The 23,903-nt window shown below is 51.1% G+C and carries 23 protein-coding genes and 1 tRNA gene; 19 read left to right on the top strand and 5 right to left on the bottom strand.

The window, feature by feature from the left end:
• The first annotated feature begins 31 nt into the window (after positions 1-31).
• Entirely contained in the window at positions 32-1,210 is a 1,179-nt protein-coding gene (gene setB / locus H0248_RS11735; RefSeq protein WP_039288087.1) for a sugar efflux transporter SetB, read from the top strand.
• A 10-nt stretch (positions 1,211-1,220) separates the two neighbouring features.
• On the opposite strand, the gene H0248_RS11730 is transcribed toward setB, so the two are convergent.
• Positions 1,221-1,475 carry a YkgJ family cysteine cluster protein gene (locus H0248_RS11730; RefSeq protein ID WP_180786068.1) on the bottom strand — a complete coding sequence of 85 codons (255 nt, stop codon included), beginning with the start codon at positions 1,473-1,475 and terminating at the stop codon, positions 1,221-1,223.
• Positions 1,476-1,636: 161 nt separating this feature from the next.
• On the opposite strand from H0248_RS11730, the gene yeiP reads away from it, so the two are divergent.
• From yeiP to yejF, 8 genes are all read left to right on the top strand, one after another.
• Positions 1,637-2,209 (top strand): elongation factor P-like protein YeiP, encoded by a 573-nt coding sequence (gene yeiP / locus H0248_RS11725; RefSeq protein WP_010277377.1) that lies wholly within the window; start codon positions 1,637-1,639, stop codon positions 2,207-2,209.
• An 86-nt stretch (positions 2,210-2,295) separates the two neighbouring features.
• On the top strand, positions 2,296-3,297 hold the full coding sequence (locus H0248_RS11720; RefSeq protein WP_180786067.1) for a CobW family GTP-binding protein: 1,002 nt from the start codon (positions 2,296-2,298) through the stop codon (positions 3,295-3,297).
• A gap of 38 nt (positions 3,298-3,335) precedes the next feature.
• Positions 3,336-4,037, top strand: a complete 702-nt coding sequence (locus H0248_RS11715; protein WP_180786066.1) for a phosphatase PAP2 family protein — start codon at positions 3,336-3,338, stop codon at positions 4,035-4,037.
• Between the two features lie 322 nt (positions 4,038-4,359).
• Positions 4,360-4,941: a bifunctional murein DD-endopeptidase/murein LD-carboxypeptidase gene (mepS, locus tag H0248_RS11710; RefSeq protein ID WP_180786065.1), complete on the top strand. Its 582-nt coding sequence runs from the start codon at positions 4,360-4,362 to the stop codon at positions 4,939-4,941.
• A gap of 531 nt (positions 4,942-5,472) precedes the next feature.
• On the top strand, positions 5,473-7,281 hold the full coding sequence (locus tag H0248_RS11705; protein WP_180786064.1) for an extracellular solute-binding protein: 1,809 nt from the start codon (positions 5,473-5,475) through the stop codon (positions 7,279-7,281).
• A gap of 9 nt (positions 7,282-7,290) precedes the next feature.
• A complete protein-coding gene (locus H0248_RS11700) occupies positions 7,291-8,388 on the top strand; it encodes a microcin C ABC transporter permease YejB (protein ID WP_014915013.1) in 1,098 nt (365 codons plus the stop codon).
• Positions 8,385-9,410 carry an ABC transporter permease gene (locus H0248_RS11695; RefSeq protein ID WP_180786063.1) on the top strand — a complete coding sequence of 342 codons (1,026 nt, stop codon included), beginning with the start codon at positions 8,385-8,387 and terminating at the stop codon, positions 9,408-9,410. The genes H0248_RS11700 and H0248_RS11695 overlap by 4 nt, the downstream gene beginning before the upstream one ends.
• 1 nt (position 9,411) lies before the next feature.
• The gene (yejF, locus tag H0248_RS11690; protein WP_180786062.1) at positions 9,412-11,028 is read left to right on the top strand and encodes a microcin C ABC transporter ATP-binding protein YejF; all 1,617 of its coding nucleotides are present in this window, start codon (positions 9,412-9,414) and stop codon (positions 11,026-11,028) included.
• A 41-nt stretch (positions 11,029-11,069) separates the two neighbouring features.
• Here the strand turns inward: yejF and H0248_RS11685 are convergent, their stop codons facing one another.
• From H0248_RS11685 to rsuA, 3 genes are all read right to left on the bottom strand, one after another.
• Positions 11,070-11,414: a YejG family protein gene (locus tag H0248_RS11685; RefSeq protein ID WP_010277398.1), complete on the bottom strand. Its 345-nt coding sequence runs from the start codon at positions 11,412-11,414 to the stop codon at positions 11,070-11,072.
• Between the two features lie 382 nt (positions 11,415-11,796).
• Positions 11,797-12,987 (bottom strand): Bcr/CflA family multidrug efflux MFS transporter, encoded by a 1,191-nt coding sequence (locus tag H0248_RS11680; RefSeq protein WP_180786061.1) that lies wholly within the window; start codon positions 12,985-12,987, stop codon positions 11,797-11,799.
• Between the two features lie 40 nt (positions 12,988-13,027).
• Positions 13,028-13,723: a 16S rRNA pseudouridine(516) synthase RsuA gene (rsuA, locus tag H0248_RS11675; protein WP_180786060.1), complete on the bottom strand. Its 696-nt coding sequence runs from the start codon at positions 13,721-13,723 to the stop codon at positions 13,028-13,030.
• A gap of 224 nt (positions 13,724-13,947) precedes the next feature.
• On the opposite strand from rsuA, the gene H0248_RS11670 reads away from it, so the two are divergent.
• The 4 genes from H0248_RS11670 (at position 13,948) to H0248_RS11655 (ending at position 17,618) form a co-directional block, all read left to right on the top strand.
• Positions 13,948-14,187: a YecH family metal-binding protein gene (locus H0248_RS11670; protein ID WP_180786059.1), complete on the top strand. Its 240-nt coding sequence runs from the start codon at positions 13,948-13,950 to the stop codon at positions 14,185-14,187.
• 2 nt (positions 14,188-14,189) lie between these two features.
• The gene (locus H0248_RS11665) at positions 14,190-15,950 is read left to right on the top strand and encodes a DEAD/DEAH box helicase (RefSeq protein ID WP_180786058.1); all 1,761 of its coding nucleotides are present in this window, start codon (positions 14,190-14,192) and stop codon (positions 15,948-15,950) included.
• Between the two features lie 135 nt (positions 15,951-16,085).
• Entirely contained in the window at positions 16,086-16,370 is a 285-nt protein-coding gene (gene rplY / locus H0248_RS11660; RefSeq protein WP_010277411.1) for a 50S ribosomal protein L25, read from the top strand.
• 99 nt (positions 16,371-16,469) lie between these two features.
• A complete protein-coding gene (locus H0248_RS11655) occupies positions 16,470-17,618 on the top strand; it encodes a DUF1624 domain-containing protein (protein ID WP_180786057.1) in 1,149 nt (382 codons plus the stop codon).
• Positions 17,619-17,697: 79 nt separating this feature from the next.
• Here H0248_RS11655 and yejK read toward each other — a convergent pair whose 3' ends face one another.
• Entirely contained in the window at positions 17,698-18,708 is a 1,011-nt protein-coding gene (yejK, locus tag H0248_RS11650; protein ID WP_180786056.1) for a nucleoid-associated protein YejK, read from the bottom strand.
• Between the two features lie 220 nt (positions 18,709-18,928).
• Between yejK and H0248_RS11645 the strand changes: the two genes are divergently transcribed.
• From H0248_RS11645 to H0248_RS11620, 6 genes are all read left to right on the top strand, one after another.
• Positions 18,929-19,159, top strand: a complete 231-nt coding sequence (locus tag H0248_RS11645) for a YejL family protein (protein ID WP_005967239.1) — start codon at positions 18,929-18,931, stop codon at positions 19,157-19,159.
• 14 nt (positions 19,160-19,173) lie between these two features.
• Positions 19,174-20,922: an LPS biosynthesis-modulating metalloenzyme YejM gene (yejM, locus tag H0248_RS11640; RefSeq protein ID WP_180786055.1), complete on the top strand. Its 1,749-nt coding sequence runs from the start codon at positions 19,174-19,176 to the stop codon at positions 20,920-20,922.
• A gap of 78 nt (positions 20,923-21,000) precedes the next feature.
• Positions 21,001-21,077: transfer RNA gene (locus H0248_RS11635), tRNA-Pro, on the top strand.
• A 177-nt stretch (positions 21,078-21,254) separates the two neighbouring features.
• Entirely contained in the window at positions 21,255-22,505 is a 1,251-nt protein-coding gene (locus H0248_RS11630) for an integrase domain-containing protein (protein WP_180786054.1), read from the top strand.
• 160 nt (positions 22,506-22,665) lie between these two features.
• Entirely contained in the window at positions 22,666-23,550 is an 885-nt protein-coding gene (locus tag H0248_RS11625; RefSeq protein ID WP_180786053.1) for a hypothetical protein, read from the top strand.
• Between the two features lie 129 nt (positions 23,551-23,679).
• Positions 23,680-23,903: helix-turn-helix transcriptional regulator (locus H0248_RS11620; RefSeq protein ID WP_180786099.1), on the top strand; the 224-nt coding region annotated here is incomplete at its 3' end.

Here is a 23,903-nt window from a genome sequence, read left to right as displayed (position 1 = left end):
CCTCTGCCTATTTTCCAAGCGCTATCAATTTATGTTCACTCCTGCAAATACAACGCGACGTCCGCTCGATCTGACATCGTCAGCATTTTTAGTTATTGCCTTCCTGACCGGAACGGCCGGTGCCCTGCAACTTCCTACGCTTAGCCTCTTTCTTTCCAGCGAAGTCCAGGCTCGTCCTTTCTTAGTCGGGATGTTTTATACCGGTAGCGCTGTTATCGGGATTGTCGTCAGCCAAATGCTGGCCACGCGGTCGGACCGTCAGGGCGATCGCAAATCGCTGATTTTCGTCTGCTGCCTGCTGGGCGCACTCGCCTGCATGCTGTTTGCCTGGAACCGTAACTACTTTATCCTGCTCTTTATTGGCGTATTGCTGAGCAGCTTTGGCTCGACCGCGAACCCACAGCTTTTTGCGCTGGCGCGGGAGCACGCGGATAAAACGGGTCGTGAAGCGGCGATGTTCAGCTCTATCCTGCGCGCGCAAATTTCTCTCGCCTGGGTTGTCGGCCCGCCTATCGCCTTTGCGCTGGCATTGGGATTCGGCTTCACGACGATGTACCTGACCGCCGCTGTCGTCTTTATCTTGTGCGGCATTCTGGTCAAACTCTTTCTGCCTTCCATGCCCAAAGCCGTGGAAAAGACCACATCCACACTGGAATCACCGCGCCGCAACCGCCGGGACACGCTCTTGCTGTTCGTGGCGTGTACCTTGATGTGGACCTGCAACGGCATTTACCTCATTAACATGCCGCTGTATCTGGTGCATGAGTTGCATCTGCCGGAAAAACTGGCGGGTATCATGATGGGTGTGGCTGCCGGGCTGGAAATTCCGGTGATGCTGATTGCCGGCTACGTTGCCAAACGCTTCGGTAAACGTTTCCTGATGCGGCTTGCCGTTGCTTCCGGTTTACTGTTCTTCGGCGGCTTGCTGGTTCTTGATGGCGAAATAGCACTGCTGGCGTTACAGGTGCTGAACGCCATTTTCATCGGTATTCTGGCGGGAATCGGTATGCTTTACTTTCAGGACTTGATGCCCGGACAGGCAGGCGCGGCAACCACGCTGTTTACCAACACCACACGCGTTGGCTGGATCATCTCCGGCTCGCTGGCTGGGATTGTTGCTGAAATCTGGAACTATCACGCCGTCTTCTTCTTCGCGCTGCTGATGATCGCTGGCTCTATCTATTGTATGTGGCGCATCAAAGACGCTTGATCGCTGCACATTAAGGGGCGGTGTCGGCTTCCAGCTTCAGCAGGTAAATCATCGCCTCATCACGATGGCTGAAACACATATCCGCGCGCGGCTTTAGCCCCGCGCAAACCGCAGGTCTCAGTGGAGAATGGAACAGCCCGCAGCGCATCGCCTCATCAAGATGAATACAAGGCGTGTTTGCAGGTTTACCATGCGGCAGACCCGGCATCGGCGTTGAAATCGATGGTGAGGTACAACAGGCACCGCAATGGGGGCGACAGTCCATCAGCAAACTCTCCGGTGCGCTGACAAGAAGTAGAGAGCGCCACCATAACAGCCCTTCTACCAAAAACCAATATCAGCCCTTTCATCTTATACTTGCCTGAACTCTTCGGCGCGAGTAACGTGTCGCCACAAAAATCACACTCCTAATAGCAGGTAATTTTTATGGCAAGAGCGAACGAGATTAAACGCGGAATGGTCGTTAACTATAATGACAAGTTATTGCTGGTAAAGGACATCGACGTCCAGAGCCCCAGCGCCCGCGGTGCCAGCACGCTGTACAAAATGCGTTTTTCTGATGTCCGCACGGGCTTGAAAGTGGAAGAGCGTTTTAAAGGCGACGACATTATCGATACCATCACGCTGACGCGCCGCACGGTGACTTTTTCCTATATTGACGGCGACGAGTACGTCTTCATGGATGATGAGGACTACACCCCTTACCTCTTCAAAAAAGATCAAATAGAAGAAGAGCTGCTGTTTATCCCTGAAGGCGGTATGCCTGGGATTCAGGTATTGAGCTGGGACGGCCAAATCATCGCGCTGGAATTGCCACAAACGGTCGATCTGGAAATTGTTGAGACGGCACCGGGCATTAAAGGTGCCTCCGCCAGTTCACGCAACAAACCTGCGACCATGAGCACCGGTTTGGTTATCCCTGTTCCAGAATATCTGAGCGCGGGCGAAAAGATCCGTATTCATATTCCAGAACGTCGCTACATGGGTCGCGCAGACTAACATTCTACCTTGTGCTTCTCGCACAATACTTGTCGCCGGATGATCTATCCGGCACACGTCAACCCTCCCCCGCATAGGAGCCTGCCATGCTAACGAAAGTCAATTTGATCACAGGGTTTCTCGGTAGTGGAAAAACCACCACGATTCGTCATCTTCTGTCGCAAAAGCCTGAAGACGAAGTCTGGGCGGTGCTGGTCAATGAATTCGGCGAAGTGGGTATTGACGGTGCGCTACTGGCGGACAGCGGCGCGGTGTTGAAAGAGATTCCCGGCGGCTGCATGTGCTGCGTAAACGGCTTGCCGATGCAGGTTGGCCTGAATATGCTGCTGCAACAGAAGAAGCCCCATCGGTTGCTCATCGAACCTACGGGGCTCGGCCACCCGAAACAAATTCTCTCCTTGCTGACAAGTGATATCTATCAGCCCTGGCTGACATTACAGGCGACGCTGTGTCTGCTAGATGCGCGTCAATTGAGTGATACTCGCTATACGGAAAATGAGAACTTCCGCGATCAGCTTGCCGCCGCGGATATGATTATCGCTAACAAACGAGATACTTATACCGCCGACGATCTCGCGGCCTTGCAGCAGTGGCAGCAGGTAAACGGCGATGGTCGACAAATTATCGAGGTTAGTCAGGGAAATGTTGACTGGCAGTTGCTCGACCAACCGCGCCCCCCCTCATCGCAAGAACGTATACGCGAACTTCCAGATGGTGCACATCACCACGCGCATCAACCCAAAAATGGCCTGGCCGCGCTGCAATTACCGGGTGGTCAACCCTGGCGACGCTCTCTCAATCAGGGACAGGGCTACCACGCCTGTGGCTGGATATTCGCACCTGAAACCACTTTTGATACCGCTGCCCTGTTGGACTGGGTACGCCTTTCTCCCGTGAGTCGGGTTAAAGGGGTGATGCATATAAAGGAGGGGACGCTCGTCGTCAACCGTCAGGGACACGATCTGCATATAGAAACCCGATCGGCGGCACCGATTGATAGCCGTATCGAAATCATTAATGAAATACCCGCAGAATGGAATACGTTACAAACCTCGTTGTTAAAGGCTCGTTTAGTTAATGTGGAGTAAAGTAGTGTTTTTTCGTCTTTGTTCGGATAGTTTGCTTTATGTCGTTTGCCCGTTTTTCTTCTATTTTAGTGCTCAATGTGTTGGGCATTAGTCTGTTTTTATCCTGGTATCTACTGGAAAATCATGGTTTTTGGCTGACTCTCGACAGCCATATCTTTTTCTATTTCAACCGTCTCTTGGTTGATAGCCCGATGTTTTTACATCTGGTTGCGGTTACCAATAACCGCGCGTTTGACGGCTGTGCGCTCGTTGCAATGGGATTGCTGTATCTGTCGTTTTATCTAAAAGCGACGTCCACGGAGCGTCGCCGTTTGTTGATTCTTGGTTTTATCATGCTGTTAACAGCAGTCGTGCTGAATCAGGCAGGACATTTATTGCCGGTGCAACACGCCAGCCCAACGCTCTATTTTAGTGACGTCAACCGCGTATCAGACTTAACGGGTATTCCGACCAAAGATGCGTCATCGGACAGTTTCCCCGGCGACCACGGCATGATGTTGATGATCTTTGCTGCTTTTATGCTGCGCTATTTTACCCGTACCGCTTTCTCTATCGGTCTGGCCATCATGGTGATTTTCTCATTGCCTCGCATCATGATTGGTGCACATTGGTTTACCGATATTGCAGTCGGTTCTCTGTCGGTTGTTCTGGTCGGATTGAGTTGGTGGTTATTAACGCCAGCGAGCGATGCCGCTATTTCCCTGTTAAATCGGCTATTACCTACAAAATCGACAGTATAAATCTCTATGATTTCAGATTTTTTACATCGACATTTTTTATCTGAACACATCATTAAATCTTATAAATAAAATGGCTAAAACTTCTCGCAATCCTACTGCTGTTACGGTAGTCTCGTTCAAGTTTGCTTTTTAGCACACACTGAACGACCTGCGGCAAGAGAAATAATGTGCATTCTGGCACACTTTCGCTGACGAGTGTTTGGCTAAGAAGAAACTCTGATTTAGTCTGACTCTCGTTTTCGTTTGGCATTTATCCCCCAGTGAAATGGGGATACTACATAGCGATAATTATCGTTAAGGACAGCAAGGGAACATAACAACAATGGTCAAATCTCAACCGACTCTGAGATATATCTGGCGGGCAGTGCCTGCCGTTGCGGTAGCAATGATGCTCTCCGCATGTGGAAGTAATAGTGCATACAACAATAAAGCTCAAACTGATATGCATGCAGTTAATGACAAAGATGGTCTTTTACTGCAAGCCTCTCAGGATGAATTTGAAGCACTGGTTCGTAACGTGGATATCAAGTCCAAGTTACTTACCCAATATGCCAGTTGGAAAGGTGTTCGTTACCGTTTAGGCGGTGATAGTCGACGTGGCATTGACTGCTCAGCTTTCGTTCAGCGCACGTTCCGCGAACAGTTTGGTATGGATTTACCGCGTTCAACTTATGAACAGCAAGAAATGGGCCAGCAAATTCAGCGCAACAAATTGCGCGTTGGCGATCTTGTTTTGTTCCGTGCAGGTTCAACCGGTCGCCACGTTGGCATTTATCTCGGCAACGATCAATTCGTCCACGCATCAACCAGCAGTGGCGTCATTATATCCAACATGACAGAAGACTACTGGGATAAGCGTTATCAGGAAGGACGTCGTGTCCTGAGTAAAAGAAAAACCAGCTAAACCATACCGCTCCCTTGCTGTGTGTTAGTGAAAGAAGTTTGCTGTTAGCCAACGAAACCAGACGACATCAACGCCGCTTATGACCACAAGCGGCGTTTTTTTATGATGGACATCCTTGTCCATCACCCTGCGGGCCGTCGCTGCGCAACGTTGAAAAACGTTCCCTACGTTTTTTTATGACGGGCATCCTTGTCCATCACCCTGCGGGCCGTTGCTATGCAACGTTGAAAAACGTTCCCTACGTTTTTATGCCTGCTTTTCCCCCGAATATCACCAAGTTCCTCCCCTTCTGCGGCACACTGCGCAAAATATGACTTGTTCAACAATCTGAAACATTAACAGGCCGTGATTAAGGTAGGTTTATCACCTGATTTCATGATAAAAAGAAAACACGCAGCTTCCCGATGGGAATGTTAATTATTTCAAGAACTTTATGCCGAGGAAATCGGCATTGTTGACGTTACAGTATGGTATGTCTGCATCAGACGATGCCTAGTCAGATAACGTCCACTAGCAGGAGATTACCGTCAGATGTTAAAACGCGTTATCGCTGCCGTATTGCTTTGCACAGCCCATTTTGGGGTGCATGCCGAGACGATTGAAAACAGCACCAGCTTTGCACTTTTGGGTGAACCCAAATATGCCGAGAACTTCAGCCATTTTGATTACGTCAACCCAGATGCCCCGAAAGGCGGCAGCATCACCCTCAGCTCTCTGGGTACTTTTGACAATTTCAATCGTTACGCGCTACGCGGCGTGGCAGCGGCACGTACCGAACGCCTCTACGATTCGCTCTTCACGACGTCTGATGACGAGCCCGGCAGTTATTATCCGCTGGTCGCCCTGACGACGCGCCATTCGGCGGATTTTCGCTGGATTGAAATCGAGATGAATCCCAAAGCCCGCTTTCATGATGGTTCACCGATCACCGCCGCTGACGTCGCGTTCACCTACAATATGTTTATGACGCAAGGCGTGCCGCAGTTCCGCATCTATTTTAAAAATGTCACCGCCAAGGCCGTTGCACCGCTGACTGTGCGTTTCGATTTTCCCGTATCCGACAAAAATCGCATGTTCAGCCTGCTGACGCTGCCCATCATGCCGGAGAAGTTCTGGAAGAATCATAAATTCAACGAACCGCTAGCGTATCCGCCACCGGCCAGTGGGCCTTATCGCATCACCGCCTATCGTACCGGACAATATGTCACCTATTCTCGCGTGAAAGACTATTGGGGGGCCGATCTGCCGGTCAATAAAGGCCAATACAATTTCGATAAAATTCGCTACGACTACTATATGGATGACAGTGTCGCGCTGGAGGCGTTTAAAGCCGGCGCTTTCGACCTGCGTGAGGAAGGTTCGCCAAAAAACTGGGCGACCCAATATCAGGGCGGCAACTTTGCACGCGGCTACATCATCAAACAAGATCAGGTCAATCAATCCGCCCAGTCTACGCGCTGGCTGGTATTCAATACCCAACGCCCACTGTTTCAGGATCGACGCGTGCGTCAGGCGCTAGCGCTGGCATTTGACTTTAACTGGATGAACAAGGCGCTGTATTACAACGCCTATCAGCGTACCAACAGCTATTTCCAAAACACCGAGTATGCCGCTGAAGGCGAACCCAGCGCAGAAGAATTGACTTGGTTGACGCCGCTGAAAGACAAGATACCCGCCGAGGTCTTTGGCCCCAGCTATCAACCGCCCTCTTCCGACGGCAGCGGCTATGATCGACAAAACTGGCTTAAGGCACTCAAACTGCTGGAAGAAGCTGGTTGGGAATTGAAAGATCAAAAGCTGGTCAATCGCAAAACCGGACAACCATTTACGTTTGAACTACTGCTGCCAAGCGCTGGCAATTCGCAGTATGTCCTGCCTTTTCAGCAGAGCCTGAAAAAACTCGGTATCACCATGAACGTGCGTAACATCGACAGCACGCAATTCAACAGCCGCCTGCGCAAGCGCGATTTAGATATGACGGCAACGGTGTACCCTGCGTTCATCTACCCCGATGACAGCCTGCAAATGCGCTGGAGCTCGCAGTATATCGACTCAACCTACAATACTTCCGGCGTCAGCGATCCCGCGATTGATTCACTCATCGCGGAAATCGTTAAGCATCAGGGGCAGAAAGCCCCGTTGCTGTCATTAGGCCGCGCGCTGGACAGGGTATTGACCTGGAATCAGCTTATGATTCCGATGTGGTATTCCAATCATGACCGTTTCGCCTATTGGAACAAGTTCGCCATGCCCGCTATACGTCCGGCCTATTCGCTTGGCTTTGATGGCTGGTGGTTCGATACCAAACAGGCGGCCACGCTGCCCGCAGAGCGACGTTAAGGAATAAAAATGGGAACGTATCTGTTACGCCGCCTCTTGCTGGTTATTCCAACCCTGTGGGCAATCATCACGATTAATTTCTTCATTGTACAAATTGCCCCCGGCGGCCCGGTGGATCAGGCCATTGCGGCAATTGAAATGGGGCACGGCAGCGGTTATACCGCTAATAGCGGAATGGATGCTGGTATGGCACGGGCGGGCACCAGCGGCGCACCGAATATCGAGAACGCTTATCGCGGTTCACGCGGCCTCGATCCGGAAGTCATCGAAGAAATCACCAAACGTTATGGCTTCGATAAGCCAATCCATGAACGTTATTTTAAACTGCTGTGGGATTACGTACGTTTTGACTTCGGCGACAGTCTGTTCCGTGGTTCCTCAGTGATGCAACTTATTAAGGAGAGCATGCCGGTTTCGATTACGCTGGGGCTGTGGAGTACGCTGATCGTCTACCTGATTTCCATTCCTCTTGGTATCAAAAAAGCCGTGAAGAACGGCACACCGTTCGATACTTGGAGCAGCACGTTAATCATTATCGGCTATGCCATTCCGGCGTTTTTGTTTGCGATCATTTTGATTGTACTGTTCGCGGGCGGCAGCTATCTGGACTGGTTCCCGCTCCGAGGGCTAGTCTCCAGCAATTTTGATACCCTGCCGTGGTACAGCAAGATTACCGACTACTTGTGGCATATCGCGCTACCGGTTCTGGCCTCCGTCATTGGCGGTTTCGCCACGCTAACGATGCTCACCAAGAACTCCTTTATGGATGAAATTCGTAAGCAGTACGTTGTTACCGCGCGCGCTAAAGGGCTGGATGAAAAGAGCATTCTCTACCGCCACGTATTCCGTAATGCCATGTTGCTGGTGATTGCCGGCTTCCCCGCCACGTTTATCAGTATGTTTTTCACCGGCTCGCTACTGATTGAGGTGATGTTTTCGCTCAACGGGCTGGGTCTATTGGGCTATGACGCCACGCTGCAACGTGACTATCCCGTCATGTTCGGTACGCTGTATATCTTCACGCTGATCGGCTTATTGCTGAATATCGTCAGCGACATAACCTATACGCTGGTGGATCCGCGTATCGATTTTGAGGGACGCCAATGAGCCGCTTAAGCCCGATTAATCAGGCGCGCTGGGCACGCTTTAAAAGTAATCGTCGCGGTTACTGGTCGCTGTGGATTTTCATGGCGCTGTTTATCGTCAGCCTGTTTTCCGAATTGATCGCCAACGACAAACCGCTGTTGGTGAAGTATGACGGCCAGTTCTATACGCCGGTGCTCATTGACCACAGCGAGAGGATGTTCGGCGGACAGTTGGATACCACCGCTGATTTCCGCGATCCTTATATCGCCGAACGTATAAGCAGCCACGGTTGGGCCATCTGGCCGCTGATTCACTACAGTTACGACACCATAAACTACGCCACTACAGCGTCCTTCCCCTCTGCACCAAACTGGCAGAACTGGCTGGGCACGGATAGCCAGGGGAAAGATGTGGTCGCGCAGGTGCTGTATGGCTTCCGTATTTCACTGCTGTTCGGTCTGGCGCTCACGATCCTGTCCAGCGTGATTGGTATCGCTGTCGGTGCGACACAGGGCTATTACGGCGGGAGGCTCGATCTATGGGGGCAACGCTTTATCGAAGTCTGGTCCGGCATGCCGACGCTGTTTCTGATTATCTTGCTGTCCAGCGTGATTCAGCCGGATTTCTGGTGGCTATTAGGCATTACCGTCCTTTTCGGCTGGATGAGTCTGGTTGGTGTGGTACGGGCGGAATTTTTGCGTACCCGCAACTTTGACTATATTCGTGCCGCGCAGGCGATGGGGGTCAGTGACCGCGTCATTATGTTTCGCTGCATGCTGCCAAACGCGATGGTCGCCACGCTGACCTACCTGCCCTTTATTCTTTGCGGCTCGATTACCACGCTGACATCGCTGGATTTTCTCGGCTTTGGTCTGCCGATGGGCTCGCCATCATTAGGCACTTTATTGCTGGAAGGGAAAAATAACCTTCAGGCGCCGTGGCTGGGCATTACCGTGTTTATGGTGCTTTCCATCGTGCTTTCCTTACTCATTTTTATCGGCGAAGCGGTGCGCGACGCCTTTGACCCCAGCAAGGCGCATTAATATGTCCAGTTCACCTTTATTGCAGATAGATAATCTCAGCATTGCCTTCCGCAAAGGCGGTCAGGAGCAGCGCGTTGTCGACCAGCTTTCACTGGCGGTGAACGCGGGTGAGACGCTGGCGCTGGTCGGTGAGTCGGGTTCGGGGAAAAGCGTCACCGCGCTGTCGGTTTTGCGTTTGCTCCCCTCCCCGCCCGTGGTTTATCCGCAAGGGGATATCCGCTTCGCGGGGCAGTCGCTGCTGCATGCTGATGAAAAAACACTGCGTCAGATACGCGGCAATCGGATCGCGATGATCTTTCAGGAACCGATGGTGTCGCTTAACCCTTTGCAAAGCATTGAGAAACAGCTGATTGAAGTGCTTTCGCTCCACCGTGGCATGCGCACCGAGGCAGCCCGCAGCGAAGTTATCACCTGTCTGGATCGCGTGGGTATTCGGCAAGCTAAGAGTCGATTGAATGATTTCCCGCACCAGCTTTCCGGCGGGGAACGCCAGCGCGTCATGATTGCGATGGCGCTGCTGACACAGCCGGATTTACTGATTGCCGATGAACCCACAACGGCGTTGGACGTGACCGTTCAGGCACAAATATTGAAATTGCTGAACGAGCTGAAGCAAGAACTGGGGATGAGCTTACTGTTCATCACCCATAACCTGAATATTGTCCGCCAGTTGGCAGATAACGTGTCGGTCATGAAAGCCGGTCAGGCCGTGGAACATAATCGCTGTCAGCAACTTTTCAGCGCACCGCAGCATCCCTACACGCGCCAATTGCTGGATGCCGAGCCGTCGGGCGAACCGCTCCCAGTAACAGATGTCGGCGAGCCTCTTTTGCGGGTGGAGAAACTGCACGTTTCGTTTCCCATCAAACGTGGCCTTTTACGCCGTACCGTTGACGAAAAGCAGGTAGTGAACAATATCAACTTCACCTTACGGCGCGGCGAAAGTCTGGGTCTGGTGGGGGAATCCGGTTCAGGAAAAAGCACGACCGGACTCGCGCTGCTGCGCCTGATTCAATCACGCGGTGATATCTGGTTTGACGGCCAGCCCTTGCAAGGGCTAACCCGTAAGCAAATGCTGCCTTTCCGCCACCGGATTCAAGTTGTCTTTCAGGATCCGAACTCTGCGCTGAACCCGCGACTGAATGTAGAGCAAATTATTGCTGAGGGGTTGACCGTCCATCATAAGTTGAGCAAAGAGGCACTCGACCAGCGTGTGGTTGAGGCGATGCAGGAAGTTGGGCTGGATCCGACGACCCGCTACCGCTATCCTTCCGAGTTTTCCGGTGGTCAACGCCAGCGTATCGCTATCGCGCGCGCCCTGATACTGCAACCGGAGCTGCTGATCCTTGATGAACCCACCTCATCGCTGGACAGAACGGTGCAGGCGCAAATTCTGGCACTGCTGAAATCATTACAGGAAAAGCACAAAATCGCCTACCTGTTTATCAGCCATGACTTACAGGTTATCCGTTCGCTGTGCCATCAGGTTATTGTGTTGCGACAAGGTGAAGTAGTCGAACAGGGCGAATGCAAACAGGTATTTGTGCACCCTGCCGAACATTACACGCGTGAACTGCTACAGTTTTCATCCTATACGGCAGAAACGCAGTCAGCATAAATGAGGGAATACCGCAGCGTCAGTCTGCTGACGGCTGCGGTTTAAAAGGGGTATTGTGCTGATACGGACTCAGCGATAGCGACACCAACATTTTTAAGACGGCACATTGCCGTGCTTTCATCATTACGATGCAAAAACAGGCACGGTTCGCCTTCCCATTCCAGGACGGCGCATTCAACCTGAATCTCAGACAGAGACTGATGCAGTTGGTGCATGATTTTCCATGCAATATCGCCGTCATGGCTCAACAGCTTGAGGCCAATCAGGTTATTCTCTTCTTCTCTGCCGCTCAGCGGAATCGGTTCAACATTGATACCTGTAAAACCCGATAACCAGCGATAACTTTGCGGCAAACGATGAACTACCGAAAGTTGGAAACTGTCCACTACTGTTTTCCTCAGGTAATAATTCACAAAATAGTAACATATTTATCATAGTAGCGTGTTTACACCATTCCTTGCCACTTTTAGTGAACAAAAAAACAACAAACACGCTTTTTTCGTATCGTGTTAACGATTAACAGATCTGATTGCAAGGACTATTAATGCCAAATTGATCACGAATCTCTCTTCTTTTCCGGCTATATGTAACCTTTTCCACTCAATATCTCAACCCTTTTAACCCACACGTTCACTTTTGGGTTAAACATTTTACATTAATCAAACAAAAAGCCATGCCTGAGTATCGTATTAAGAAGCAAAATGAGGAATCAGAGAGAACAGACTCAAATGCAGGAACATCTTTCCTGCATTTGAGAAGAAGGGAAAATCAGGACGCGGGGGAACGGGTTGCGTACAGATACAGCAGAAAGCCACCAATCGAACAAAGTGCCATTGATAGCACCATCGGCCAGGCGCTGTTGAATGAAGCCAGCGATAGGATAACGCCTACGATAGCACCCAGCCCGAAGCGCAACGTACCCGCTAGCGACGAGGCAGTCCCTGCCATATGCGGGAAATCATCGAGAATCACTGCCATCGCATTCGACGCCACCATCGCAATACAGCCGACAAACAGTGCCACGCCAAACACCAGCGGTAAGAAACCGAGATCGAACAGGCAGACGACCACCAGCCATATTCCCATCACAAACTGAATGACCAGCCCCGTGCGGAACATCGCCATCGCTCCCAGTCGTCGCACATTGCGGCTGTTAAACAACGTGACCACAAAGAGAAAGACGACGTTCAGAGCAAAGTAGTAGCCAAAATTCTGAGGAGACACGCCATACAGATTGATATATACAAACGGCCCGGCGCTCAGGAAGGAGAACATGCCGCAAAACGACAGCCCGCTTGCCACCATATAGCTGAATACGCGCTTGTGGCGGAACAAGATGGCAAAATTCCCGATTGTGGTACGCAGATGAAATTTCTGCCGCTTAGCGGGCGGTAAGGTTTCTTTGATAAAAAAGAAAATCAGCGCTGACGCGAGAAAAGCCGCACCAGAGATCGTCCAGAAAATAGAATGCCAGCTAAACCACAGCAGCAGCCAGCCACCGGCAATCGGCGCAATGAGCGGCGCGACGGTCATCACCAACACGACAAACGACATCATGCGAGAAAAATCATCCCGCGAGAACATATCGCGCATCAGGGCATTAATCACCACCGCAGCCGCCGCAGCGGAGACACCGTGCAGAAAACGCATGTAGATCAGTTGCTCTACTGTCTGTGCCAGCGCACAGGCCACGCCTGCAAACGCAAAAACCAGCGTACCGCCGAGAATCACAGGCTTACGTCCCAAACTGTCCGCCATCGGCCCGTAGAACATCTGGCCAATCGCAAAACCCAGTACATAGGTGCTGAGCGTCATTTGGACATGCCCGTCCCCCACGCCAAATTCGTTAGCAATGGTCGGCAACGCAGGTAAATACATATCGATAGCTAACGGCATTAGCATCGAAATCAGGCCGAGAATAAAGATCAGCCCGAAATGAGAAGAGCGGCGTAATTGCACTAATAACTCCAGATTAGAAAAACGGTCATGCTATGCAGCATTATTTTACGCTGGCGATCTCCTCAGCACTTAACTCCCGGTATTCCCCCGGCTCAAGTTCGCTATCCAGATAGATGCCACCGATACGTTCGCGATGCAGCTCAACGACCCGATTCCCCACTGCCGCAAACATCCTTTTGACCTGATGATAGCGGCCTTCGCTAATCGTCAGTCGAACGACATAATCCGTTAGCTTCTCAAGCGTAGCGGGTTTGGTGAGGTTCTTCTCGTTATGCAGTTGCACACCTGCCGTAAATTGTGCGGCGGTGTCCTCGGCCAGCGGTTGTTCCAGCGTCACCAGATAGGTTTTTTCACACTGGTGCTTAGGCGAGGTAATGCGATGCGACCATTGTCCGTCGTCAGTTAACAGTACCAGTCCGGTGGTATCGATATCCAGACGACCCGCCGCATGCAGTTTGTACGCCACCGGGACATCCATGAAATATAAAATGGTGGGATGATCGGGATCGTCCGTTGAACAGACGTAACCCTGAGGCTTATTCAACATGAAATAGCGTGGGCCATTCTGCTGTTTCAACGGGTTACCATCAAATTCAACGTTATGCTCGGGGGATAACTTGAACGCACCGCTTTTTACCACTTCACCATCAACGGTAACACGCTGTGCGTGGAGCTCGCGCGCCACCAGTGAACGACTAATTTCCAACTGCTGGGATAAAAATTTGTCCAATCGCATTAAAGCTCACTACCTATCTCAAATAACTGCCTGTCTCACATCATGAGACCCTAAATTCTGAGAGGGTAGTATAACGGGGGTTTGTTCACTCGTCCTGCAATTCACGGCCCATAAGTGGCTCTTTTTAGCCGACCTTGAATTTAAACGCCTCTTGCTTATCCCTCGCGCCAGGTATTATCAACAGGCATAATAAGGGCAATTTTTTACATTTTAAGGACAGCCCCATGTCATCTATTCACGGTCATGAAGTGTTGCAAATGATGATCGCATCCGGTGAGTCATTTACCACCGAACAGCTGATTAGCACGATAGAAGCCCGCTTCGGCAATGAGGCGCGTTTTCACACCTGTTCCGCCGAAAATATGACGGCCTCGATGCTGGTACAGTTTCTGTCCGAACGCGGGAAATTTATCCCGCACGATGCGGGCTTTACCACCAGCGCCAGTAAAATCTGCCAGCACTAGCCATGTCGTTCACACTACGGCCTTACCAGCGTGAGGCTGTTTCCGCCACACTCGACTATTTTCGCCGTCATACCCAACCGGCCGTCATCGTTTTGCCTACCGGTGCGGGGAAAAGTCTGGTCATTGCCGAACTGGCGCGGCTTGCCCGTGGCCGCGTGCTGGTGCTCGCGCACGTTAAGGAACTGGTCGCACAAAACCATGCCAAATATTGCGCCTTGGATTTGGAAGCGGATATCTTCGCGGCAGGGCTACAGCAGCGAGAGAGTCAGGGAAAGGTGGTCTTTGGCAGCGTGCAGTCCGTCGCGCGTAATCTCGACCAATTCGATGGTGCCTTCTCTCTGCTGATCATTGATGAATGCCACCGCATTAGCGACGACGATAACAGCCAATATCAGCAAATCATCCAGCATCTGCAAAAAACCAATCCACAGCTGCGGCTGCTCGGCTTAACGGCAACGCCCTATCGGCTTGGCAAAGGCTGGATATATCAGTATCACTATCACGGCATGATCCGTGGCGACGAACGCAGTTTGTTCCGCGACTGCATCTATGAGCTGCCGCTGCGTTATATGATCAAACATGGCTTTCTGGTGCCGCCTGACCGGCTGGACATGCCAGTGGTGCAATATGATTTCAGTAAGCTCGTCGCCCGCAGCAACGGGTTATTCAGCGAAGCCGACCTGAACCTCGAACTCAAACGCCAGCAGCGTATTACGCCGCACATCATCAGTCAGGTCATCGATTATGCGCAAACGCGGCGCGGCGTGATGATTTTTGCGTCCACCGTCGAACATGCCAAAGAAATTACGGCCTTGCTACCGGCCGGACAGGCTGCGCTGGTTAGCGCCGATACGCCAGCGGCCGAGCGTGATGCGCTGATTGACGCCTTTAAACAACAGTCGCTGCGGTATCTGGTCAACGTGGCGGTGCTGACGACCGGGTTTGACGCCCCGCATGTCGACCTTATTGCTATCCTTCGACCAACAGAATCCGTCAGCCTGTATCAGCAAATCGTCGGGCGAGGTTTACGTTTGTATCCGGGGAAAACGGACTGCCTGATTCTGGATTATGCGGGCAACCCACACGATCTCTATACGCCAGAAGTCGGCAACAGCAAGCCGCATACTGGCAGCCAGCCGGTACAGGTCTTCTGTCCTGAATGTGGCTTTGCCAATCTGTTCTGGGGGAAAACGACCCCGGACGGCGACATCATCGAACACTATGGCCGCCGCTGTCAGGGCTGGGAAATGGCGGAAAGTGGCCAACGCCAGCAGTGTGATTTCCGGTTTCGGTTTAAAGTCTGTCCGCACTGCGGCGCGGAAAACGACATTGCCGCGCGGCGCTGCCACCAGTGTGACGAGGTATTGGTCGATCCTGACGATATGCTGAAAGCAGCGTTGAAACTGAAAGATGCATTGGTTTTACGCTGTAGCGGCATGAGTTTCGAGCAGGGGCAAGATGCAAAAGGTGAATGGTTAAAAATTACCTACCACGATGAAGACGGTGCCGAAGTGAGTGAACGTTTTCGCCTGCACACTACCGCTCAGCGCCACGTTTTCCTGCAACAGTTCTTACGTGTTCACCAACGCGCACCGGGAACCCCGTTTAACTGGCAAAATGCCGCCGACGTCATCGCACAGCAGCTATTATTACGCGCACCTGATTTTGTCGTCGCCCGTAAACATGGAAAATTCTGGCAAATACGCGAAAAGCTCTTTGATTATCAGGGCCGCTTTCGCCGCGCCAACGAGATCCGCGGCTAAGTAATTTTGGGATTCATTTGCCCGCAGAGCCATATTCCGCTAGAATTCAGCCCGCTTTTGTTCGCAAAAGCTGAATAACCCAACCTGCTGCTGGGTCGCCTGTAGCAGGATTACTTTATATAAGTAGAGAAGAAAATGATTACTATCAAAGCAGAAGCACGTCAAGGTCAGGGTAAGGGTGCGAGCCGCCGCCTGCGTTCAGCTGGTAAATTCCCAGCCATCGTTTACGGTGGTTCAGAAGCACCAGTATCTATCGAACTGGATCACGACTCAGTAAAAAACCAAGAAGTGAAAGAAGGCTTCTACGGTGAAACCGTTATCCTGTCTATCGATGGCAAAGAAGTTAAAGTTAAAGTTCAGGCTGTACAACGTCACGTTTACAAGCCAAAACTGACTCACATCGACTTCGTTCGCGTTTAGTTTGCGCTGAAGTTGTTTTCCGGGACGCCGGAAAAGAAGAACGCCGCTTATGCGGCGTTTTTTTTATAAAAATTTGTTCATTCACAAAGGAATGTGAACATGTCTCGTGATCTCTCACAGCGACTTATCGCTATCGATGCCCTACGCGGTCTGGTTATGGTACTTATGCTACTGGACCATGTGCGGGAAACCTTTTATCTACACCTGCAACTCGCCGATCCGATTGATGTAACCAGTACCGAACCCATGCTATTCATCAACCGCACGCTGGCGCACCTGTGTGCTCCCGTATTTGTCTTTTTAACCGGGCTTTCTGCCGCGCTTTATCATCAGAAAGTGCAAGATCGCCGACAAACCGCCCTCTTCCTGTTCCAGCGCGGCTTAATTCTTATTCTTCTTGAGCTCACGCTAATCAACTTCGCGTGGACGTTCCAATTCCCGCCGCAGGTTATCTATTTACAGGTCATCTGGGCTATCGGTATGAGTATGCTTGCCCTCAGCGCGCTGATCTGGCTCCCTGTCGGGCTGGTTTTCATTCTGGGCATCGTTATCGTGAGCGGACATAACCTGCTGGACTCTCTGCAGGCTTCCGCAGGCTCCATCTGGTCTATTCCCTGGGCGATTTTGCACGATCGCGGTTGGATAGACATCAGCGACACATTCCGTATGCGTACTTCATACCCGGTATTGCCATGGATTGGCGTCATTTCACTTGGCTACGTCGCTGGAGCACTATATCAAAAAGAGGTATTTCCGCTTCAGCGCCAGAAAGTCCTGCTCACTCTGGCTGGGATCACGCTAGCGCTGTTCTTCGTTCTTCGTAGCATCAATCTGTATGGTGAAAAACCCTGGCAGCAGGGTGATGTCATCACACAAACGCTCATGAGTTATTTCAACATCACGAAATACCCGCCATCGCTGCTGTTCCTCTGCCTGACGCTTAGCATCGGGCTTTGCCTGCTTGCCGTATTCGAGCGTCAGCAGCAACGGCGCTGGCTCGTTATACTGGCGAGCTTCGGTGCCGCACCGATGTTTTTCTACCTACTGCATCTGTATGTTTTAAAAGGGATGTATTTAATCGCTGTCGCGATCTGGGGGAAGAATCAGGGAGAATGGTTCGGCTTTTCCGCCGTCTGGCAATTGTGGGTGTGCACTCTGGTGCTGATGGTCGTGTTATTTTCGCCAGTTCGCGCGTTTGCCCGCTTAAAAGCCCGCCGCAGAGACATCCGCTGGCTTAAATACTTCTAATCTCTATCGTTTCAACCCGCTATCAGCCGCTGCCCTTTTCCTAAAGTAAGAAAAAGGGCAGCGTATTCTGGTGCGATGTCTACGACTTACCGCTGCTTGTCCGACGCTGTAACTGATCGCGCAGGTTCGGTGGCGTGCCTTTAATCGTCAATGTATCCGTCGCCGGATCCCAGAAAATTCGCTCGCCGAGCAATAGCGCATCAAAATTCAGGCTGATGCCACCGCCGCTGCCCGCAAATTTGGTCAACTGGCGCAGTGTTCCACGATCGGCCGGGAAGCTCTCTTCCAGCTCATAACCCTGCTCGGTTGAAAACTGCTGAAAGGTTTTCTCGCCCAGCGGTGGCAATTCCTGCGACAGCGACGCCAGCTCGATTTCCTCACCGGACTGCAACTGCTCATTACAGTAGCTATACACCTGCTGGCGATAATTCTGGCGCTCGTTTTTATCTAACTGGGCTTCTTCACAATACTCATCAACGGCTTTCAGCAAGCCACGGTTTTGTGCTTTGGTGTCCAGCCCTTCTGACGCGGCCAGAAAATCCATGAAGAAGTCAGAGACTTTGCGCCCAACGCGGCCTTTAAGGAACGTCAGATAACGTGTCGATTCTGGATTGGTCTCCCATTCCATCAAATCGATACGCGCAACGATATCGGCATGGCTGATATCCAGATAGTGCGTGGTGCTGATATCCAGCTGTTCATTAACTCGCATGCTGTTGCAGCTATTAAGCACGGATATCAATAAATACTCGACCGCCAGATAACGGTACTGGCAGAACAACACGATACCGCCTTCAGCAAACGGGTACTTCGCCAGTTCATCACGCAGACGCCCGGTCGCGGCGCGTGAGAAACTCAAAAAGTCCTCATCCCCTTTGCGACAAGCTCGCAGCGCATCCGCCAGCTCGCTTTGCTCATTAAACAGCCCATAGGCCTTACTCTTGGCGCTGTAGACGCGATGCAGTTCAGCCATCATCTCTTCTACTGCAGCATTGGTCGACAGCAGGGAATCACGCAACACCATTTCCAGCGTTTGTTCGTCACGTTTAATTAGCTGATGCAGGGCAATCTGGGCGATATCCAGACTCATGATAAACTCTCCTTTTGGCAAGGCGCGTATTCAAACACTGATACGAACGGCCCGCAACACATTAAAGCTGGCCCTTTACATCTGTACGCGCGCTAAGCGTCTACACTACTTATTGATAAAAGCACGCCAGTGATAAAAGTACGTTAATGATAAAAGTGCAGAAAAGCATAAGCCTATACGGTAAGATAAGCGACTTTACCAGCTTGAGATACGCCATTTTATGCCACAATCATCCCGTTATAGTGACGAACACGTTGAACAACTGCTTTCTGAGATGGTCAATGTTCTGGAAAAGCACCACGCCCCAACCGATCTTGCTTTGATGGTGCTCGGTAACATGGTGACAAACCTGATTAACACCAGCATCGCGCCTGCACAACGTCAGGTTCTGGCGCGTTCTTTCGCTGAAGCCCTGCAGGCTTCGATTAAAAAAGCCGATAAAGCTCACTAAGTTTTGACCAACGTATGGTAACCAACCGTCAGCGCTACCGCGAAAAAGTCTCCCAGATGATCAGTTGGGGACACTGGTTCGCCTTATTCAACATTTTGCTCACTTTGGGGCTGGGTAGCCGCTACCTGTTTGTTGCCGATTGGCCGACGTCCCTGTTCGGTCGACTTTACGCGCTGGTTAGCTGGCTTGGTCATTTTAGCTTTATCGTCTTTGCCGCCTATCTGCTGGTCATCTTCCCGCTCACGTTTATTGTGATGTCGCAGCGCCTGCTGCGGTTCCTGTCTGCGGCGCTGGCAACGGCTGGGCTGACGATACTGCTAGTGGATGTTGAGGTCTTTACACGCTTTCACCTGCACCTCAACAGCACCGTTTGGGAACTCGTCGTCAACCCCGGACAGGGTGAGATTGCCCGCGACTGGCAGTGGATGTTTATCGGCATTCCGTTGATTTTCATGGCGGAAATGCTGTTCGGCACCTGGTGCTGGCAAAAACTCCGCAGCCTGAATCGCCGCCATTTTGGCAAACCGCTGGCGGGCGTTTTCATCTCGGCGTTCTTCGCGTCGCACCTGATGTACATCTGGGCCGATGCGAACTTCTATCGCCCAATTACCATGCAGCGTGCCAACCTGCCGCTGTCTTATCCGATGACGGCACGCCGGTTTCTGGAAAAACATGGTCTGCTGGATGCACAGGAATATCAGCGTCGCCTGACGCAGCAGGGTAATCCTGAAGCCATGACGGTGGAGTATCCGATCAGTGACATCACCTTCCGCGATAGCGGCAGCGGCTACAACCTGCTGATGGTGATGATCGACGATACGCAGCCCGACGCCATACAAAACCGGATGCCAAACCTGTCGCGCTTCGCCGCAGAAAACGTGCGCTTTAGCGATCATTACGATTCAGGATCTCAGCCGGACGCCGCCTTGTTTAACCTATTTTACGGCCTCTCGACAACCTACATGGACGGCATCCTGAGCGCGCGCAAACCTTCTGCCTTAATCACCGCGTTAAGCCAGCAGGGTTATCAGTTCGGACTATTTTCGGCGAACGGCTTCAACAGCCCGCTTTATCGTCAGGCGCTGCTTTCTGATTTCTCCTTACCTGCGCCGCAGCAGCAAAGCGGCGATGCCATCATCACGCAATGGCAGGAATGGCTCAGCCGCGATAATAACCCCGCCCCCTGGTTCTCTTACGTTGAACTGAGCAGTGCACCGAAAACCGCAGATGGCAAAGATGCTGGGCCTAACGGCCGCATGAATATTCAGGACGTCGATCGCCAGATTGGGCAAATCATTCATACCCTGCAGGAAAAAAACATTCTGAATAACACCGTCGTCATCGTGACAACGGCACAAAACCAGAATGCTAATGCCAGCAACGCGGCACGTTTTGCCCGAACTCAGTGGCAAACGCCGCTCATTGTTCACTGGCCGAACACGCCTGCGCAGACTATTACGAAAATGACGGATAACAAAGACGTCATGACCACGCTAATGCAGCGCCTGCTCCACGTTAAAAACAGCACGGATGATTATTCGCAGGGTGAAGACCTGTTCTCAGCCCAGCGACGCTACCCGTGGTTGATTAACGGCAACGGTGGCACTCTGCTAATCACAACGCAGGATCAGCTCATCGTATTGGAAAGCAACGGCAACTACCGAGCTTACGACATGGCGGGAAATCGGTTGAATGATGAAAAACCACAGCTTGCGCTACTCTTGCAGGTACTAACAAACGAAAGGCGCTTTATCGCCAACTAACTGCCTAAATCTAAAGCAGTCATTCCATCCGGCTATTGCAATAAGGTCAGGAAAAGGTAGTATAAATACCCATAGCATCGGCACGTAGCGCAGCCTGGTAGCGCACCGTCATGGGGTGTCGGGGGTCGGAGGTTCAAATCCTCTCGTGCCGACCAAATACATATTCGGTAAGTATCGTTTACTACCGGAAACCCCACAGAAACCCGCATTCTCACTGAGTTTGCGGGTTTTTTGTTGCCTGTTATCTATCGGGATACCCCGTTTACAGCCGGAAAGTTTAGTTATACGCTTAGTTATACCGCCCCATATAACTACAAAAGCGTATAACTACGATGGCTCGTATAACTACCCCACTGACCAATACCGAGATCAAAGCCGCCAAACCTGCCGAGAAGGAATATACGCTACAGGACGGAGATGGGTTGTATCTGCTGGTGAAACCGAGCGGTTCTAAAATCTGGCGATTTAATTATTACCGTCCCGATACGAAGAAACGTGCATTAATCAGTTTTGGTTCATACCCTGCGGTTTCTTTGGCCGAAGCCCGACAACGACGCGAGGCGGCAAAGGCACTGATAAGCAAAGGCATCGATCCGCAATTCCACCAGCAACAGCAGCGCGAACAAGAACAAGCCATCAATCTGAACACGTTCACCAAAGTTTCCGCAGACTGGTACGAAGTGAAAAAATCCCAACCGCTGGCAGAGAACACCATTAAAGATATCTGGCGCTCGCTGGAAAAACACGTGTTCCCGTTCATCGGAACCCTACCGATCACCCAGCTTACCGCCCGTCACTTCATCACCGCGCTGGAGCCGATACAGGCCAGCGGCAAGCTGGAAACCGTCAAACGAGTAATCCAGCGAATTAACGAGATAATGGATTACGCGGTTAACTCTGGGCTGATTCCTGCTAACCCCGCAGCCAAGATCCGCAAAGCGTTTCAGACACCAGTTAAAACTCATATGCCGACCATCCGGCCAGAGGCATTACCTGACTTGATGAAAACGCTATCGGTCGCCAGTATCGAACTACAAACCCGCTTATTGATTGAATGGCAACTACTGACCGTCACCCGCCCTGCTGAAGCCGCTGAAACCCGCTGGAGCGAGATAAATCTTACGGAAAGTACCTGGACGATCCCCGCCAGCCGTATGAAGATGCGCCGTGAGCACGTTATTCCCCTACCCCCACAGGCGTTAGCCATTCTGGATGCCATGAAGCCCATCAGCGGACACCGAGAATATCTGTTTCCATCCAATAAAGATCCGAAGCAGCCTATGAACAGCCAAACCGCTAACGCCGCATTGCGCCGTATGGGTTACAAAGGCGTACTGGTATCCCACGGCCTACGCGCCATATTCAGTACCGCCGCCAATGAAGAAGGGTTCCCGCCAGATGTGATCGAAGCCGCCCTCGCCCACGTAGACACCAACGAAGTGCGCCGAGCCTATAACCGCTCCACCTATCTGGAACAGCGCAAGATATTGATGTGCTGGTGGGGTGAATTTGTCGAAAGTGCTGCTACTGGCAAGACGTTAGCATCTGAAGCGGTTCGCGGTTTACGGGTGGTTGGGAAGTAGTGGATAAAATCACAGTAAAAATCACACCCAAGTAGAAAAAATGACGTTATTATGTGCATTCCGGTGATAACCGATAGAAACCGAATAAGCTGCGCCTAGGATATCTCAGCCCCTATGGGTTGGCGCTGGTTTTTACCATAGGGGAACGCAAGGGGGCGTTATGGCAGGAAATCATTCAGTAACGAACATCTGGAAAGATAAAGGGATAGCGCCATTTGAATACTGCTCCTTGCCCCGCGCGGCTAAGTTGCTGAAATGTGAGATCGAAGATTTTTATCACTGGCATGATATTAAGGCAATAACGCTTGCCGTTGATTTGATCGACAGAATACCCGCGACTGTTTATTTTAGTAGCGATAGCGAATTGAGTGATAGTGAGCAAAAGAAAATTCTTTTGGCTATAGCAAATAGCAATAACTTAGGGGCGTCGGTGGCTTGGGGGGGCGCTGAGGAATCATATATAAGCATTCCAACATCTGATGAGCATGGGTTTCATTACGTCGCCTACCCACTTACAGTTACTGGGGTTTGGGAAGTGTCCCATAATCGCTATCTAACGTCAGAGTTAGATAATAAAAATAAGTTAAGTCTCATACATACAACCCCAGTAAAAATTAAAATACCAAGTGTAACCAGTATAATTGCCGCATTAAAAACCGAACTTCATTACAATCTTCAATCGCTGCTTATTTTACGCAGTGATATTGAAAATCTGTATGAGCACGCAAAAACAGGCGCTGTCCTACCGAGCTATATTAATGGCGAAATAGAAAGACCTGCGCAACCCATAGCAGATGGTTCTACCACGCAAAGGCCGTCTGACAAAATGAAAGCTCTGATTACAATACTGGCGAAATGTGCTGGTTTTGACCTTGATCAGCCAGCCAAAACGGCGGCAGCCATCGAAGCGGCAGCACAAAAGCAAGGTTATAAAATACCTATTAGCCAAGGCACATTATCAAGATGGCGCAATGATGGGGTTGAAGCCTTACAACAATACCGAATCCCCGACGAAAACGCCTCTGACAGCACCAAACCGGCCTAAAACATATTCCGTTAAGGGTTTTGGTTCCATTAAGACTTAATGGAATCATAGCCCCTTCCCCGCACACTGCCCTTTTTGCAAATATCCCCACAACGCCGGAATCGTTCGGTATTGACGGAGATATATAAAGTGACGCCAGCAGAAAGAAAAATCTTACTGAAGAAAGAAGTCAAAGCGATTTTACGCCTGAAATCCGATAGCGCATTTCAGGACATGATCAACGCAGGAGAATTCCCCAAAGGTTTCCGTATTGGTATGCGTCGTGTTGGCTGGTTTGAGGATGAAGTTAATGCCTGGTTGAATCAGCGTGTTGCCGAACGAGACCAAACAGTCAGGGCGAGATCTAACTCACT

The sequence above is a fragment of the Pectobacterium brasiliense genome, from assembly GCF_013449685.1.
Classification (GTDB): Bacteria; Pseudomonadota; Gammaproteobacteria; order Enterobacterales; family Enterobacteriaceae; genus Pectobacterium; species Pectobacterium brasiliense_A.
Note: the sequence above shows the minus strand (reverse complement) of the source record. Positions and strands in the feature narration are given on the sequence as shown.

Excerpts from the sequence above, each read along its gene's own strand:
- setB (WP_039288087.1), top strand. The coding sequence starts at position 32 with ATGTTCACTCCTGCAAATACAACGCGACGTCCGCTCGATCTGACATCG.
- H0248_RS11730 (WP_180786068.1), bottom strand. The coding sequence starts at position 1,475 with ATGGACTGTCGCCCCCATTGCGGTGCCTGTTGTACCTCACCATCGATT.
- yeiP (WP_010277377.1), top strand. The coding sequence starts at position 1,637 with ATGGCAAGAGCGAACGAGATTAAACGCGGAATGGTCGTTAACTATAAT.
- H0248_RS11720 (WP_180786067.1), top strand. The coding sequence starts at position 2,296 with ATGCTAACGAAAGTCAATTTGATCACAGGGTTTCTCGGTAGTGGAAAA.
- H0248_RS11715 (WP_180786066.1), top strand. The coding sequence starts at position 3,336 with ATGTCGTTTGCCCGTTTTTCTTCTATTTTAGTGCTCAATGTGTTGGGC.
- mepS (WP_180786065.1), top strand. The coding sequence starts at position 4,360 with ATGGTCAAATCTCAACCGACTCTGAGATATATCTGGCGGGCAGTGCCT.
- H0248_RS11705 (WP_180786064.1), top strand. The coding sequence starts at position 5,473 with ATGTTAAAACGCGTTATCGCTGCCGTATTGCTTTGCACAGCCCATTTT.
- H0248_RS11700 (WP_014915013.1), top strand. The coding sequence starts at position 7,291 with ATGGGAACGTATCTGTTACGCCGCCTCTTGCTGGTTATTCCAACCCTG.
- H0248_RS11695 (WP_180786063.1), top strand. The coding sequence starts at position 8,385 with ATGAGCCGCTTAAGCCCGATTAATCAGGCGCGCTGGGCACGCTTTAAA.
- yejF (WP_180786062.1), top strand. The coding sequence starts at position 9,412 with ATGTCCAGTTCACCTTTATTGCAGATAGATAATCTCAGCATTGCCTTC.
- rsuA (WP_180786060.1), bottom strand. The coding sequence starts at position 13,723 with ATGCGATTGGACAAATTTTTATCCCAGCAGTTGGAAATTAGTCGTTCA.
- H0248_RS11670 (WP_180786059.1), top strand. The coding sequence starts at position 13,948 with ATGTCATCTATTCACGGTCATGAAGTGTTGCAAATGATGATCGCATCC.
- H0248_RS11665 (WP_180786058.1), top strand. The coding sequence starts at position 14,190 with ATGTCGTTCACACTACGGCCTTACCAGCGTGAGGCTGTTTCCGCCACA.
- rplY (WP_010277411.1), top strand. The coding sequence starts at position 16,086 with ATGATTACTATCAAAGCAGAAGCACGTCAAGGTCAGGGTAAGGGTGCG.
- H0248_RS11655 (WP_180786057.1), top strand. The coding sequence starts at position 16,470 with ATGTCTCGTGATCTCTCACAGCGACTTATCGCTATCGATGCCCTACGC.
- yejK (WP_180786056.1), bottom strand. The coding sequence starts at position 18,708 with ATGAGTCTGGATATCGCCCAGATTGCCCTGCATCAGCTAATTAAACGT.
- H0248_RS11645 (WP_005967239.1), top strand. The coding sequence starts at position 18,929 with ATGCCACAATCATCCCGTTATAGTGACGAACACGTTGAACAACTGCTT.
- yejM (WP_180786055.1), top strand. The coding sequence starts at position 19,174 with ATGGTAACCAACCGTCAGCGCTACCGCGAAAAAGTCTCCCAGATGATC.
- H0248_RS11630 (WP_180786054.1), top strand. The coding sequence starts at position 21,255 with ATGGCTCGTATAACTACCCCACTGACCAATACCGAGATCAAAGCCGCC.
- H0248_RS11625 (WP_180786053.1), top strand. The coding sequence starts at position 22,666 with ATGGCAGGAAATCATTCAGTAACGAACATCTGGAAAGATAAAGGGATA.